This window comes from Pedobacter psychrodurus (assembly GCF_032678585.1).
Lineage (GTDB): Bacteria > Bacteroidota > Bacteroidia > Sphingobacteriales > Sphingobacteriaceae > Pedobacter > Pedobacter psychrodurus_A.
On the sequence record NZ_JAVTSN010000011.1, the window covers coordinates 1 to 16,441 of the forward strand.

At 38.8% G+C, this 16,441-nt stretch carries 10 protein-coding genes; 6 read left to right on the forward strand and 4 right to left on the reverse strand.

Going from position 1 to position 16,441, the window contains the following annotated elements:
- The first annotated feature begins 661 nt into the window (after positions 1–661).
- From R2S57_RS09050 to R2S57_RS09070, 5 genes are all read left to right on the forward strand, one after another.
- Entirely contained in the window at positions 662–3,043 is a 2,382-nt protein-coding gene (locus R2S57_RS09050; protein WP_316844725.1) for a TonB-dependent receptor, read from the forward strand.
- Between the two features lie 179 nt (positions 3,044–3,222).
- Complete coding sequence (locus tag R2S57_RS09055; RefSeq protein ID WP_316844726.1) at positions 3,223–3,867, forward strand: thiamine phosphate synthase; 645 nt, start codon at positions 3,223–3,225, stop codon at positions 3,865–3,867.
- A 60-nt stretch (positions 3,868–3,927) separates the two neighbouring features.
- Positions 3,928–5,220, forward strand: coding sequence for a hypothetical protein (locus R2S57_RS09060; protein ID WP_316844727.1), 1,293 nt, complete (start codon positions 3,928–3,930; stop codon positions 5,218–5,220).
- A gap of 63 nt (positions 5,221–5,283) precedes the next feature.
- Complete coding sequence (locus R2S57_RS09065) at positions 5,284–5,844, forward strand: thiamine pyrophosphokinase (protein ID WP_316844728.1); 561 nt, start codon at positions 5,284–5,286, stop codon at positions 5,842–5,844.
- Positions 5,841–6,335 carry a GNAT family N-acetyltransferase gene (locus R2S57_RS09070; RefSeq protein ID WP_316844729.1) on the forward strand — a complete coding sequence of 165 codons (495 nt, stop codon included), beginning with the start codon at positions 5,841–5,843 and terminating at the stop codon, positions 6,333–6,335. Before R2S57_RS09065 ends, R2S57_RS09070 begins: the two co-directional genes overlap by 4 nt.
- 175 nt (positions 6,336–6,510) lie before the next feature.
- Here the strand turns inward: R2S57_RS09070 and R2S57_RS09075 are convergent, their stop codons facing one another.
- Together R2S57_RS09075 and R2S57_RS09080 are read right to left on the reverse strand one after the other, a co-directional pair.
- The gene (locus R2S57_RS09075; protein ID WP_316844730.1) at positions 6,511–8,955 is read right to left on the reverse strand and encodes an outer membrane beta-barrel protein; all 2,445 of its coding nucleotides are present in this window, start codon (positions 8,953–8,955) and stop codon (positions 6,511–6,513) included.
- Between the two features lie 681 nt (positions 8,956–9,636).
- Positions 9,637–11,316, reverse strand: coding sequence for a dipeptidyl-peptidase 3 family protein (locus R2S57_RS09080; RefSeq protein ID WP_316844731.1), 1,680 nt, complete (start codon positions 11,314–11,316; stop codon positions 9,637–9,639).
- 115 nt (positions 11,317–11,431) lie between these two features.
- Here R2S57_RS09080 and R2S57_RS09085 point away from each other — a divergent pair, with 115 nt between their 5' ends.
- Entirely contained in the window at positions 11,432–12,268 is an 837-nt protein-coding gene (locus R2S57_RS09085; protein WP_316844732.1) for an N-acetylmuramoyl-L-alanine amidase, read from the forward strand.
- Between the two features lie 88 nt (positions 12,269–12,356).
- Here the strand turns inward: R2S57_RS09085 and R2S57_RS09090 are convergent, their stop codons facing one another.
- Both R2S57_RS09090 and R2S57_RS09095 read right to left on the reverse strand, forming a co-directional pair.
- Positions 12,357–14,618, reverse strand: coding sequence for a S41 family peptidase (locus R2S57_RS09090; protein WP_316844733.1), 2,262 nt, complete (start codon positions 14,616–14,618; stop codon positions 12,357–12,359).
- Positions 14,619–14,724: 106 nt separating this feature from the next.
- A complete protein-coding gene (locus R2S57_RS09095) occupies positions 14,725–16,380 on the reverse strand; it encodes a glutamine--tRNA ligase/YqeY domain fusion protein (RefSeq protein WP_316844734.1) in 1,656 nt (551 codons plus the stop codon).
- Positions 16,381–16,441: the final 61 nt, after the last annotated feature.

The window sequence follows — 16,441 nt, forward strand, 5'->3', positions numbered from 1 at the left end:
GATGGGACGATCAGGAAATAGTAGTGTGCTGTATAGTTCCACGGTGATCCATAATCTTCGAAATATCTGCACCAACCGTTTACTTTCTTTATCCTTTACCGTTCCGATGGGACGACTCATGGGTAGCCAATTGTTTAATTGGCGTTTTCGTTCCATAGGAACGTTTGGTGATTAATCGATCATATCATTACCGCCCTGGCTACCTAAACCACTGCCCGTTGCAGGCGATTGGAACGGAGGCCGATTTTCCTTCAAAATTGGCAGGAGGGAAAGCGGGGCTGAAGATACCAAGTGCTCAGAACCGCTCATTTTCTAAACCTGAAAATCAATAAATATTCCCATTGTGCTGTCAATTTTTATCAAATTGACCGACAACGCATCAAAAAGCGATCGAATTGCTAAATATTTTCTACATTTGCCCCATCATTAGGGGTGCCTTGTTTGAATAAACACAAAAACAGGCTGAGATCATACCCATTTTATAGGTGAAAGGTAGAAGGCAAAAGGTAAAGGGTAAAACCCTAAGCCCTAAACCCTAAACCTCTTAGCCTTATAAATGCACCTGATCCGGGTAATGCCGGCGTAGGGATTGGAGTTATGGAAGTTTAACTGAAATCGGGGAAACCCCTTTTTCCGATGGGTTTAGCTAAAAACAATCAGATTGAAAAATTTACTTTTTGCAGCACTTGTTGCAATGTTGCCTTTCTTAGCATCGGCACAAATTTCTGTTACCGGTAAAGTAACAGATCAAAACCAGCAGGCCCTTCCAGGTGCTACGGTTAAATTGAGAAATCAAAAAACGGCTGTAGTTAGCGACGCGAATGGGAACTACACGATCACAAATTTAAATAATGGAAAATATACCATTGTGGTGAGTTATGTAGGTTACAAAACAACCGAAAAAACGATTGAGCTTAATCAGAATACGACAGCAGATTTTAGCCTTTCGCCCCAAAATTTCCTGGCTGATGAAGTGGTGGTTAGCGCAACAAGGGCGTCTAAAAATTCGGCAACTACTTTTCGGAACTTAGATAAGGCCGAACTTGCGAAGAACAATTTAGGACAGGATCTTCCATACTTATTAAACCAAACGCCTTCCGTTGTGGTGAGTTCTGATGGAGGAACAGGAATTGGTTATACTGGAATGAGGATCCGCGGTAGCGATGCGACCCGGATTAATGTAACCTTAAACGGAATCCCATTAAATGATGCGGAGAGTCAGGGAAGTTTTTTTATCAACCTGCCAGATTTGGCATCATCCGTTGATAACATACAGATCCAACGTGGGGTAGGTACCTCAACAAATGGAGCGGGTGCATTTGGCGGAAGTTTAAACATTCAGACCACTACGCGCAGAGATTCTGCCTATGCCGAACTGAACAATACTTATGGCTCTTACAATACCTGGAAAAATACGGTTAGTGTGGGTACAGGTTTAATCAATAATAAATTCACCTTTGATGGCCGCTTATCGCGGATCAAATCTGATGGTTATGTAGACCGTGCATCATCGGATCTAAAATCTTTCTTTTTTTCTGGTGCTTACTACGGTAAAAAAGACATTCTCCGCGCCAATGTTTTTAGTGGGACAGAAAAAACATACCAGGCCTGGAATGGCATTGGTGAGGTAACGCTTGATACCAATCGCAGGCATAACGATTTCACCTACGATAACCAAACCGATAATTATCAGCAAGATCATTATCAATTGTTCTATACCAGAAATTTAACCGATAAACTGGTTGCCAACGCGGCACTTCATTACACTTACGGAAGAGGTTACTATGAGGAGTTTGTTGCGGGTGATAGTTTGAAATTTTATAACATAAATCCTGTGGTGGTTGGGACTGAGCGGAAAGAAATCTCTGATATTGTGCGCCGGTTATGGCTGGATAATGATTTTTATGGCGTAACCTATTCTTTAAACTATACACCAAAAAACAACCTGAATTTTGCTTTGGGAGGTGCCTATAACGAATATAAGGGCAAGCATTTTGACGAGGTGATTTGGGCACAGTTTGCCAATTACGATGGAAGTGGGTCTATCCGTCACCGATACAACGATAACGATGCTTTCAAATCTGATTTCAATATTTTTGGAAGGGCAAATTACCAGATCGATCAATTTAGTTTATTTGCCGACCTTCAATACAGACGGGTTTATTATTCTTATTTTGGACTAGATCCGGATGGAACGCCAGCGCAACAAAATGCAGCATTAAATTTTTTCAATCCAAAAGCAGGTTTAACCTATAATTTTAACGAAAAGAGCAATATTTATGCCTCGGTTGCTGTTGGTAACAAAGAACCAAACAGAAACGATTTTACCGATTCAGACATCAACAGCAGGCCTAAACCCGAACATTTAACGGATGTTGAAGCTGGTTACCGTACCCAATTTTCAACTGTTTCTTTTGGTCTAAATGGTTTTGCCATGTTTTATAAAGATCAACTGATCAATACCGGAAAATTAAATGATGTTGGCGGACAAACACGCCAAAATGTTCCGGATAGCTACCGTGCAGGTGTAGAGTTTGATGGGAAATGGCAGATTCTTAAAAACCTTTCCTGGGCTGCAACGGCAACTTTAAGCAGAAACAAAATTAAAAATTTTGAAGAGTACATCTATGATGAAGATCCTAAAGCAGTTAATCCGGTAGTGGTTAATCAGTACAAGAATACCACCATTGCTTTTTCGCCTTCAATTATTGCTTCCAGCGAGATCAATTACAACGTATTGAAAAATGCAAGTGTTGCGCTGTTGACTAAATACGTAGGTAAACAGCACCTTGATAATACATCAGCAGATAGCCGTACCCTGTCGAGTTTCTTTGTTAACGATATCCGTTTAAGTTATAATACATCATTTGCTGCTGTAAAAAATGTTGGATTGAGTTTGCTGATCAATAATGTGTTTAGCACCTTATACGAAAGTAATGGTGGCACATATCCATACCTTTTTAATGGCGATTTAAGTCGTTCAAATTATTATTACCCACAGGCAACCCGCAACTTTTTATTAAGTTTGAATGTGAAATTTTAATCTGTTATTCAGAGTTGACAACTTTGCTAAGCAACCAGCCTGCAAAGTTGTCAACTCGAATTCCTAAAGCTAAAAAAGGATCGTCATTGCATCTCACGTTTGCAATGACGATTTTGTTTATATTGCCCTCCTAAAACCTTAAAATCCTTTAATCTTAATAATCCTGGCCCACGGCAGTCATGAAATACATCGAGAAACTTCAGTACATCACGCACGATATCCCTCATTTAAGCCATATCGAGCAGGCACAGCTGGCTTGCGAGGCGGGCGCCAAGTGGATTCAATACCACTGTTTGAGCAAAACCGATGAAGCACTCTTACAGGATATTAATGCCATAGCAGAAATTTGTGATGATTGGGGTACCACCTTAATTGTGACCGATCATGTGCATTTAAATGGAAAGGCCGACATACAGGGTTTTCACATCGAAGATATGGATGCCGATTTTATTGCGCTGCGCAAACGGGTTGGTAACGACATTACCCTAGGTGGCTCGGCCAATACCATCGAAAATTTAATCAGACTTTCAAATGAAGGCGCCGATTATGCAGGATTTGGCCCATATGCAGTAAGCGAAACCAAACCAAATAATTATATTCTTCTAGGAATCGAAGGTTATCAAAATGCCATAAGAGAATTGAAAAATCAAAATATCGATCTCCCTGTACTGGCTGTGGGTGGCATTAAAACCTACGATGTTGAAGCACTGATGCAAAGCGGTATGTATGGAATTGCCGTTTCTGGAGCGATCAATTTTGCAGAGGACCCAATAGAAACCTATCAGGATTTTTACAACTTAGTTAAAGAAAGTGCTGTTAATTAACATTTTATAATTTGAAGCCCGTTGGATATTTTATAGTTTTGGGATAAAACCCTAACGAACATGTCCGAAAACGCTCTTCAACCCAACACCCCCTGGAATATCTATAAAAAAATCGCTTTCAGATTTTTCTTTCTTTTACTGCCGCTCTTTATCATCCTGAACAATAACGGGGCTTTCCCTTTTGTCTCGGGCTTATTACAATTGCCAGGTTTGGTGCTGCACGATTTAATTCCATGGTTTTCCAAACATATTATCCATTACAATTACGACTTTACAATCACCACGAACGGCAGTGGTGATACCTCTTACGATTGGGTACTATTGCTTTTTATGTTTTTCATTTCGGTAATCGGCTGTATCATTTGGTCGGTATTCGACCGCAAGCGTAAAAGCTACAATACCGCATATTATTGGCTAGTAGTACTGGTGAGGTTTTACCTGGCCTTTACTTTAATGTTATATGGTTTAATAAAAGTAATCAAACTCCAATTTCCTGATCCATCGTTAAACAGGCTTTTACAACCTTTTGGCGATGCTTCACCTATGGGCCTGGCATGGACATTTCTGGGCTTTTCGAAAGGATACAATACTTTTATGGGCATTGTAGAAGTTTCTGCTGTTTTGTTATTGTTCCGCAGAACTGTAGTAGTAGGCGCCTTTTTATCGCTGGCGGCAACTGCACACGTGATGTCGATGAATTATTTTTTCGATGTCCCCGTAAAATTACTCTCTACCGCGCTTGTAGTGATGAGCCTTTTTATTCTGGCCCCTCATTTCTTAACACTGTACCGTTTCTTCATCAAATATGAAAGTCAGCAGCTCAATAAAATGTACCGCCCTACTTTTAAAAAGCGTTGGCTTTATATTTCGGCCTATAGCTTGAAATATCTCTATATCACCGCCGGGATTGTGTCTATGCTGTATACCTTTAACCAACAAACCAAAACCTATGGCAGTGCGGCACCCAAACCCTTTTTATATGGCATTTATAACGTAGAAGACATGCGGCTTAAAGACAAAACATTGCCACCGTTAACTACCGACAGTATCCGTTGGAAACAAATGGTGATCAGTTACACCGGTTATGCGAGGATAAAAAAGATGAACGATAGTACCGTTAATTTTACTACTGTTTTTGATCAGAAAAAGAAAGTACTGATATTAAAATCTACCGCTAAAGATTCATCAAAATATGTGTTAAACTACCATGTTATCAGAAAAGATAGGCTCGTTTTCTCTGGCTTGAGCGAGAAAGATTCGATATCAGTAAGCTTTAAACGAAAAGACCTGAAAGATTTTAGACTCATTAACAGGGGATTCCATTGGGTAAGTGAATATCCTTACAACCGTTAATCATTTTACCCGGTTCTGATTCTTGATGTATTTTACTTAATGCGAAATTTATATATTCGCAGTATGTCTTCACACCATATTGTAAAAGAAAAACAAGAGCCAGCTTTATATATAGATGAGCTGGGAAATTTTAACGAGGAGTTATTGGGCCAACTGTTAGAATGGAGCCCTACACTTTTGGTGAACGGGGAAAATTATGATAAAATATTTTCCTTAGGCTTAAAGGTAGATGTACTGGTAAATGGGAGTGGACAAGAAACGCAGGAGGATACAAAAGTGATCCAGGGCCCTGTTGATGCTTTAATGGTGGCAATCAATTATCTGTATGAAGAAAAATATCCTGCGGTAAATGTGATTGCAAGGAAATTCGATCTCGAAAAATTTGCAGGATTTGAAGACCAGATCAACCTGGTGGTATTTACAGAAAAGGCCAAACACTATCCGATTAAATCGGGATTTTCGGTTTGGAAACCTGCCGGAAGCGAGTTCCTTATCCATGGCAACCGATATATGGAGGTAACCAACCTGATGCAGAATGAAGATGAAATTTTTATCGTAGTGAAAGATGGATTTGTAGAATTCACCTTTTCAGGACAACCAATTTATATTAGTGAGCCGATATGATTACCCTTAGAAAAGCAAAAGAAGAAGATATAGAAATTATCAGGGATATTGCGGCCGCCACCTGGCCTTCAACCTATCTTGATATTATAGGGCAGGCACAGATTGATTACATGCTGGATAAGATGTACAACAAAGGCGAACTGTTAAAACAATTTATGGAAGGACATATCTTCCTGATTGCCGAAGATGGTGAAAAGCAGTATGGCTTTGCAGGCTACTCCATTGTTGGGCACGACGAACGCATTTACAAATTACACAAGCTTTATGTATTGCCAACCGCACATGGTAAAGGTGTTGGCAAAATCCTGATCAACGAGGTTTTTAACCAGGTAAAGGATGCCGGAGGTAGCGCTTTACAGTTGAATGTGAACAAACACAATAATGCCAAAGATTTCTACCTCAAAGGAGGCTTTACCATAAAAGAATCGGTAAAACTCGATATCGGTGAAGGATATTTTATGGACGATTACGTGATGGAATATAAGTTTTAAGATTTATAACTATTCGTTCGCAAAGATTCTGGACAGCAGGTCGTATAAGACGGGACATAAGCTTCTTAAAAATTTGTCATCCTGAGCCTGTCGAAGGACCCGCCTAAATATATTGTAAGGTGTTTCGACAGGCTCAACATGACAGATCCTAACTGATTTGTCTCTTTTTTTACTTCTAATTCTTCATCCTTCCCTGCTCTGCTTCAGTACCCGTAGAGCGGCGGCGTGCAGGTTTAATCTCATTTTTACCAAAACGGTAGGTAAAACTGAGCCTCCCTACCTGACTTTCATTTTTCTGGCGCACCTCATAAGTTAAGCCGGAATAGATACTCGATAAATTCGTTTTATACGTGTTAAACACATCCGATAAGGCAAATTTCAAGCTCGCTTTTTTATTAAATAATGCTTTGCTTAAACCTGCATCAATGGAGTAGCGTGGTCTGATTGAAAAAGTACCATAATCAAGTGGCGACTCATAGCTGCCGCTCAGTTCTGCAGTAAATCCACTTACAATGGTAAAGGTTTGTTGCGTTTTAAACTGGAAAGATGTTTTCCCTGTCTTTAAGGCTCTCCCAGCTAAATCGGGTGCCTCAAAACTCAGGTAAAAAACATTTAAGTTGTTATTGGTCTGCCACCATTTGGTAATCTGGATAGGTACGTTCAAGTTGGCATTATAACTGATATTTTTGGCAAGATTGGCATTGGTTTGATACAAGGCTTTTTGAGCAGTATCGGGTAAAAGCACCTCCGTTATTACATCATTAACCCTGCTATAACCTATTGAAAGCATATATTTTTGCATTAAGGTATAACTCAATTCGAAATTATTGGTGTACTGTGGGTTCAAAAATGGGTTACCTTTATTATAGGTATACTGATCTAGATAATAGATAAAGGGGTTTAAAGCATCATAACTCGGACGATCTATCCTTCTACTATAGGAGAAACCCAATTGGTTGTTTTTAGAAAGCGTTTGTTGCACAAACAATGTTGGAAAGAAGTCCCAGTAACTCCGTTCAACCACTGTATTTGTCGTAATTAAATTCCCTTTGGAGTTGGTTTGCTCCACCCTTAAACCAATCTGCACGCTTGTATTTTTAAACTGTTTATTTAAATTGGTATAGGCGGCGTTTACATTTTCATCGTAAATGAACTGGTTACTGCGGTTTACATCATTCCGCCAGGTATTGCTTACAAATTCTTCAGCCTGAAGGTCGTTATCGGTTTTAACCCAGCTGCTTTTCACACCTGCTTCCAGTTTAACCGTTTTACTCAAAGCAACATTATAATCCACCTTAAAAGCTTTAATATCGATGATAGAAGGTGTATTGTTTCTGGTGTAAACTATTGGGCGGATCCTTTCGCCATTAGGGAACAGGTAATCATTATCGTATTTTGAACCATCGTTTCCATTGTATCTTGAATAATCAACATCGGCCGAAATTTCTGAACCAGCAGTATCCAAAACCGATTTATAGTTTAAATTATAAGAAAGATTGTTGTACTTATTGGTTTGCAAGGTATTCGAAACCAACATGGAATCTACCTTTTGAAAAGATGGGCCGATTAAGGTATTGTTTACCGAAGCTTCCGTTCCATGATTAAAGTAACCGTTTACCAAAACACCGATGGTATTTTTCTTATCGATAAAATAATCTAAGCCGACTTTAAAATTGTTGTTATTTTGTTTCCTGAGGCTGGAGCCCACCTGCATAAAATAGGTATCAGCAGTTTTACCGTTAGAAATCCGGTCGATATCAATCTGGTTCTCGCGTTCGTTCTTTCCATAATTGTAGTTCCCAAAAAGGTTTAATTTTTGTGTTCTATGGTTTAAGCTTAAACCTGCATTGCCCCTAAAATTTTTACCATAACCAGCCATTCCGTTTACACTGCCATTGGTTCCGCCATTTTTACTTTTCTTGGTTTTAATATTGATGATGCCCGAATTACCAGCAGCATCGTATTTTGAAGAAGGATTGGTAATCAGCTCTATGCTTTCGATGTCTGAACTTTGCATGTTACGGAGTAAATTCGCCACATCGGCACTGCTCATGTAGGTCTGTTTTCCATCCAATTGAATCAGCACGCCCTGTTTACCCATCATCGAAATATTATCGTTCTGATCTACTGTTACGCCTGGCGCTTTTTGCAAAACTTCCAGTGCGGTAGAGCCGCTCATGATCGAACTGCTTGAAACATTCATCACCACCCTATCCATTTTTCTTTCGATTAATGGTTTGGTAACCGCTACATTTACCTCTTTTAAGTTTTGCGTGCTTGCAGCAAGTTGTGCCGTTCCGAAATCTATTTTCTGGTTGTCTTCTGTTAAAACAATTGTTTTACTTTTAAGCGTTTTATAACCCATATTACTGGCTTTGTAATAATAGCTTCCTTTAGTGGGAACATTAAAACTGAATGTTCCGGTAGGATCGGTAAATGCCGTTTTAACCACGCTCGAATCGGATGCTTTGAACAATACAACCGTAACATAATCTGCAGGTTTTTTGCTTTCATCTAAAATTACACCACTGATATTGGGTTTAGGGGTGGTTTGTGCAAAAACAGTTGTAGCGGTTAAAAAGAAACAAAGGATAAGGGATATTCTGTATAAATTTTTCATTGGGATGTTTTATAATTTTAAAAAATTGGGCAAAAAAAATTCTATTGCGCATCATGCACGCTATCTATTAAATTGCTTGCTTATTTTAAAGTTTAGCCCAGAAACGAAAGGTTTCCGTTTGTTTAGTTGAAAATAAGACGACCGCTTTTTGAAAAGGTTACAAGGATTTTGAAAAAGTTGAGCATTTTTAGTTTGGAATTGCGAGTTATCGCCTTAAATCCTCAGTCGAAGTCAGTAATTTAGCACCTATTATTCTTTGACGCACTAGATGTGGCCCTGAGTTGAATTTATCTATAAAATCAATACAAATAACATTAGACATAAGTCCAAAACTATCCAAAAAAGAGGTGTTTTGGCTAACTGCAGGCAGGCAAGGTCGGCCCCGGCTCACCAAATAAAGGCCAAAAGCAGGCTCTGGCTTTACCTTTTAGGTAAGCAAAAGGTAGAGAATAGGTAACCAATAGGTAGAGAATAGGTAACCAATAGGTAGAGAATAGGTAAGCAAAGGGTTAACTTGGTACCTAGAAAGGGTAAACAAAAGGTACATGTGCCCAATATATTTCAAGTAAATTAACCGATTAACCAGTTTAAACAATTAACCCTTATCTAACGCAAAAAGCCACGAATCAACAAGTTTAACACCTGCAAGCCCGTGGCCTTAAATTCCTAAATCAGGAAATATTATTTTACACCAAGTACATCAACACCCTGTTCGAAAACAACATCTACCGGAATATTCTTTTTAGTTAACCTATCCAGATCTGTTTGAAGTTCGGGATGGATAACCGCTTTATCTTTTTGCGCCTTTTCTACTGCAACTTTATCGCCATTGCCCTGTAGGGTAATAATGAATGCACTTAAATCGTTCATTGCAGTAGCAAATTTTTCGAAGTTAACTTTGTAAGTACCTTTAGCTGTACGTTCAAAAGCGCCTTTCTCCTGAAAGTAATTGAAACATTGCATATTGGCTTTTCCATGTGCTTCAGAAACACCAAAGCGTACAGAGCGTAAAATGCCGGCCATAAATGTGGTATAATAATCTTTTATATCACCTTTTAATTCTCCTTTTTTAAGCAAACCAGTTACCATATACAAGCCTAAAATATCTGCTTTACCTTCTTCTAACCAGCTGTATTGTTCTTTTAATGCTGCACGCACAAAACCCTTTCCGGTGATGGTTTTTTTAATACCCAAACCATGCGCCACTTCGTGGAACATTACATTGGCAAAAAAAGCATCAAATTTAATGTACTGTTGCTGATCGGCATCTATTAATTCTTTTGAAATTGGTACCAAAATCTTATCAAATTTAGCCTGCATGGCATTTTTCAGTTGTGAGCGGCGGGTACCTTTTTCCTGCTGGATTTTTTCGTCGTTAGGAAGGTTAACGGCAATGGTTTTCGATCCCGCATTACAGTCTCCCGCATAATAAACCACATTATAAGCATTTAACTCCGAATCAGTTCCCGGAGTTTCGCTTTTATATTTTGCCGCAACGGGTAAGTTTTTTTGTAGTTCCGGGAGCATTTTTACATACTTGGCCAAACGCTTGCTCCATTCTTTATCTTTAATTAAAACGTAAGCTTCGTAACTGGTTCGGGCATTAAAAAGTTTATCCTCATAATTTTCTATCGGGCCGATAATAATATCCAAACCGTTGGTTTTCATATCCAACCATGCATAATCACTTGCCGTAAAATTATCCGTTACCAATGCATCAGCCCTTAAATTCAGGTATTTTTTTAAGCCTTTATCGTCAGCAATTAATGCGGCCTGTTTCAACAATGAACTTACTTTTTGTAGTTCGGAAGCGAATAAAACATGGTAAGGCACAGTAAATAACTTACCAGTGCTATCTTTCTGAACAACAGAATAGGCGCCAAATTTATCTGTTAGATCTGATTTTTCAATCGCCTCTTTAGTAATCCCATAAGGATAAAAAGATGCCCCTTCTGGTTTAGCGCCAACGCCCTCCACAAAAGCTTTGTCGTTATTTAACCTGTCCCATGGACCATAGTTAATAGTAACAAAATCGCGTGTTTTTTCATCTTTAATGGTGGCCAGCAAACTGTCTCTTTGTGGATAGGCCTGTTTCCAGTAAAGCTCATCCATAATTTCAGCCGCCTGAATCAACAAAGGCAAAACTTTGCGGTCATTAATACTCAGCTGATTGATATTGGTGGTGAGTTTAACCTTTTCGTAAATGGGCAAACGTTGTGCAACGTAATTGGTTAAACTATCATTTTTTATTACGACAGCCTTTTCACCGGCAGGTTTATTATTACCTGTACAAGATGCCAATGAGCCAACTGAAATTGCCAGGGCAGATAATAATAGGGATGATTTGTATAAATTCTTCATTATTAAAGTATATCGGTGCTAAATTAGCAAAATTTGAAAGCTTTGTATAAAGTTTGATGCATTGGGTGAAGTTTCACATAACTTTGTAACTTCAACTTGCTAACAATTCATGCCCATGTTATTTCCCAAATTATCAAATTCATTATCTGTTTCCGCTCTTTCACTTTTACTCATTTTATCTGCCTGTGGTAGCAGCAAGTATGCTGCAACCGAAAAAATCTATAAAGAAAAGGCAAAAGATTTTTCTAAAATAATAGGCACAACACCTCCCGTTGGTCAACTTTACGATTCATTAGAAGCAACAAATCAAAGCTGGGTTGGTTCTGTAAATTTTGGGATACGTAAACCAAATTTTGTAGTGATTCACCATACCGCACAGGATAGCCTGGCACAAACGATCAAAACATTTTTCTCTACCAAAGCAGGCACCAGTGCACATTACGTAATTAGCCGCGACGGGAAAGTGGTACACATGGTGAACGATTATCTGCGTGCAAACCATGCAGGCATAAGCAAATGGGGGAAAGATACCGACCTCAATTCTTCCTCTATCGGGATTGAACTGGATAATAATGGATTAACAGACCCCTGGCCTGATGCACAGATTAACAGTTTGATTAAATTATTGACTACTTTAAAGAAAACTTACAACATCCCAACAGCAAATTTTATTGGTCATGCCGATATTGCCCCAAAACGCAAAAATGACCCGAAAAACTTTCCCTGGAAAAAACTGGCAGATAAAGGTTTCGGTTATTGGTATGAGGATGTGCTAAAAAACCCACCAGTAGATTTCAATACAGAAATGGCCTTAAAATATATGGGTTACGATACAAGTAATCTTGCTGCAGCAATTACCGCTTTTAAGATCCACTTTATCCAGAGCGATATTACATCAACCTTAACGCCTGTAGATGTTTTGGTATTGTATAATGTGTATACGAAATATTAGAAAACAGGAAAAATATAAGATTGATAAGCGAATCAATCTTTATATTAACTTACAGCCCGGCATGTAACGCCAATCAAAAGGTTAACATCTATTTTGATGCTTCCGCAATAGCCCTCTCCAAAATTTCGTCGCGACCTTCTCTAATCCCTTTTATCGTCTGCTCCACAGCAATATTGGGTTTAATGCCAATGCCGTGATGCTGGGAGCCATCATGTTTTAGCACTTTCATCCCTGTAAACCACATGCTGTACCCTCCTGGCAAATTAATAAAATTAATGTTTCCGTTGGTGCCTGCAGTTGGCTGCCCGATTATTGTTGCCAGTTTATAATGCTCAATAAAACTCATATAACTTTCTGCATAACTGATGGCTTGCCCATCGATCAGAAAAAATATTTTAGCATCTAAATGTGGCGACTTCGCTTTTAATCCCCATTTCTCCTCTTGGTAACCAGTAATTTTCTCTTGATCTGGATAAATAATTTGCGGAATCTGCATCCATTTGGATGAGGTATCATCCTTAACCATGAGGTATTCGATTAACCCTGAATTATCCGTAGGATAGCCCCTCAGGTCGCAGATAATTGCTTTGCTCTTTTGCAGTAGCGGTAATGCATTATTAATCATTTTCATTTTTGCATTACTAATGCTGATGTAGGTAATATCATTCCCAAGCGATTTGATGGTATCTTGTTTCGGGGAAAACGAATAATATGTTGAAGCATATAAATTTCTTGAAAGTTTGACTTCCTCCCCTCGGGCCAATACCAGATTGAAAGGCGTGTTTTTCTCTCCCATTAGCGATTCTGTTTGGGCGCGATAATTTAAATAGCCAACTGTAGCTGCAGAAATATAACTATTAACCTTACTAAAATAGCTTTTGGCATCTTCACCGTTTATTTTTTCCACCACATCACCTATTTTCAATTTTGAGGTCGAATCCATTACTTTGGTAATTACCAAATTACCATCCAGCCATTTCCAGGCAAGTTGAGGCATATATTGGTTCTTGTTATTTGTACTGGACCATACACTGATATGGCCATCCTTTAATTTGGCGGTTAGTTTTTTTAGTGTATTGGTGTAATCCTGATCATTTTTATCCTGGTAACATTCATTTAATGCCAGGCTCAGGTCATTCGCCCAATCCGTTTTGGCAATATCGAAATATGGAAAAAAGTGCTGAAAAATGTTCCATGCATTGATGGTATTACCTAACCTAAAATACAAATCTGATCCATTCAGCAAGTAACCGGCATTGTTAATTTTCGCCAGTACAGGCGTTGTTTTCAAAGAATCTAGAACCGGGAAGGTATTTTTTTTTGTCCCGTAAACTGCAAGTGGAACAATTATTTTTAAACCTTTACCTATTGGCTTTTCAACATACTCGCCAAATGCAGCATGTTTTTCAAATGGTTTTTCATTTACAATCTGGACTTTTTCGGCATCTGCCGGACCTGTTAACGACAGGTACTTATTTCCATTTGCTTCATGTACAATAAAAGAATATTTACTTTTTTGATCGGAAGCACTTCCTGTACTAAAAGAGATCGATTTTGGTTCATTATCTACAGTTTCCGATTCAAAATTGGCGCTATAGATTTCATTTCCTTCAACTTTTACAGAAAGATCATCAATTAAAAAAGTACCTAGTCCAGATAGGAATGCGCCAAATACGATCTTTTCGGCTCCATCGTCAATTTTACCTTTAATGGTAAAGGTATTCCATTCTTTATCCCTTATCGGACGGCTATCCATATTATCAAAAAAGCCAAACTTACCGCTGGCCTTATCTACCCTAAACCAAAAGTGGCCATCGCCGCTGCCGCTTACCATTTTTGCCCTTCCGGTTAACTCAAAGGTTTTGCCCCCAATTTCCTTTGCATTTCTTTGTGCAGAAACATTACCAAAACCTTTAAACGTTGACTTGAAAATCTGTGGGCGGTTGGTTCGCGCACTTTTATATAGGGTGGGTTGATCTCTTACCAAACCAACACCTAAATGCTGCCAGGTAACCAGTTCATAGCCGTTTAAATCTTTTGGCGTCAATAATTTTGGATTGAAATTAAAAGTTTCCGAGGCATTTTTAATCTGTACTCCAGGCATCAGTTGTTTGATCAATCCGTTCAGACTGTCTCTTAGTTCGCCAGATGTTTTGCAGTTTTCGACCTGTTTAGCACCATAGATAGCGAATTTATCCCAATCAATTTTTGCCGCATCATCACCGGGATAAAAATATTTTATGTATCCGTAAAATTTAGCAAAGGCAATTTCATTTTCAACTTGCTGTGGTGTTTGTGCAAGTACGCCAAGAGATAAAAAGCAGAGAGCGGTAAATAGAATGTTTTTCATAATCAGTTTTTTATAAAACTAGTAAACATCTAACACTCCAATTGTTAAAAAATGCAAAAAGCGACTTTTTAGGGTCGCTTCTTTAAAAATGTATTGTTTAATTATTTTAGTTCGGTTTCTTAAAAGTATCCTTTAAAGTGACCGTTCTGTTGAAAACCAATTTATCGGCCGTAGAATCCCGATCTAAACAGAAATAACCTTTTCTGATAAACTGATAACGACCTTCTAAATCTGCATCGGCCAAAGCGGGTTCGATATAAACGTTAGGTAAAACCGTCAAACTTTCAGGATTCAGATAATCTTTAAAATCGCCTTCTTCCGCATCAGGGGTTTCTGACGTAAATAAACGATCATATAGACGGATTTCGGCAGTTTTAGCATGCGGCGCACTCACCCAATGGATGGTTCCCTTCACATTTACGCCACTTGTATCGTTTCCGCTTTTTGATTCTGGGATATAGGTACAACGGATTTCAGTAACGTTTCCATTTTCATCTTTAACAAAATCTTCGCACTTCACAATATAAGCGAATTTCAAACGCACCATTGCACCAGGCGCCAAACGGAACCATTTTTTTGCAGGTACTTCCATAAAATCTTCACGCTCGATCCAAAGTTCGTTGCTGAAGGGAATCACGCGAGTGCCACCACCATCTTCTGCCTCTGGATTATTTTCGCCAATTAAATCTTCTGTACCTTTTTCGTAGTTCGTAATCACCAATTTAATCGGATCCAGAACCGCCATTACACGGTTAGCCGTTTTATTTAAATCTTCACGGATACAGAATTCCAATAAACTGAGCTCGATTAAATTTTCGCGTTTGGCAATACCGATACGCTCACAAAACTCGCGCACGCTTTTTGGCGTAAAACCTCTTCTACGTAAACCACTTATTGTTGGCATACGCGGATCGTCCCATCCGTTTACTAAATTTTCATTAACCAATTGCAACAGCTTACGTTTACTCATTACCGTACTGGTCAGATTCAAACGTGCAAATTCATATTGTTTAGAAGGAAAAATCTCTAATTTTTCGATAAACCAATCGTATAGTTCGCGGTGCGAAACATACTCTAAAGTACAGATCGAGTGTGTGATGTTTTCAATACTGTCGCTTTGTCCGTGGGCAAAATCGTACATCGGGTAGATGCACCATTTATTGCCTGTACGGTGATGTTCAGCATGTTTAATGCGGTAGATAATCGGATCGCGCATCAACATATTAGGACTGGCCATGTCGATTTTGGCCCTTAAAATATAAGCCCCGTCAGCAAATTCACCATTTTTCATTCTCGTAAAAATGTCTAAATTTTCTGCAACGCTACGGTTACGGTATTCGCTATCCTGTCCGGGTTCAGTTGGTGTACCTTTTAAGGCTGCAATTTCATCTGCAGAACTTTCATCAACGTAAGCAAGGCCTTTTTCGATCAGTTTAACGGCAAAACCATACAAGTCATCAAAATAATCTGATGCATATAATTCATTTTTCCAGTTAAAACCCAACCATTTTATATCTTCCTGCTGGCTATTCACATATTCCGTTTTTTCCGTTACCGGGTTGGTATCATCAAAACGCAGATTGGTATAACCGCCGTATTTTTGTGTTAGTCCGAAATTTAAGCATATTGCTTTTGCGTGGCCGATGTGCAGATAACCGTTAGGCTCAGGCGGAAAACGCGTAACCAAAGTTTCATACTTACCACTATTTAAGTCGTTCTCAACAATCTCTTCAATAAAGTTCAATGACTTCTCTTCACTCATAAAAACCTGTAAATTAGGAATGCAAATGTAAAAAGATTGAGCGGATTTATACAATGATTAT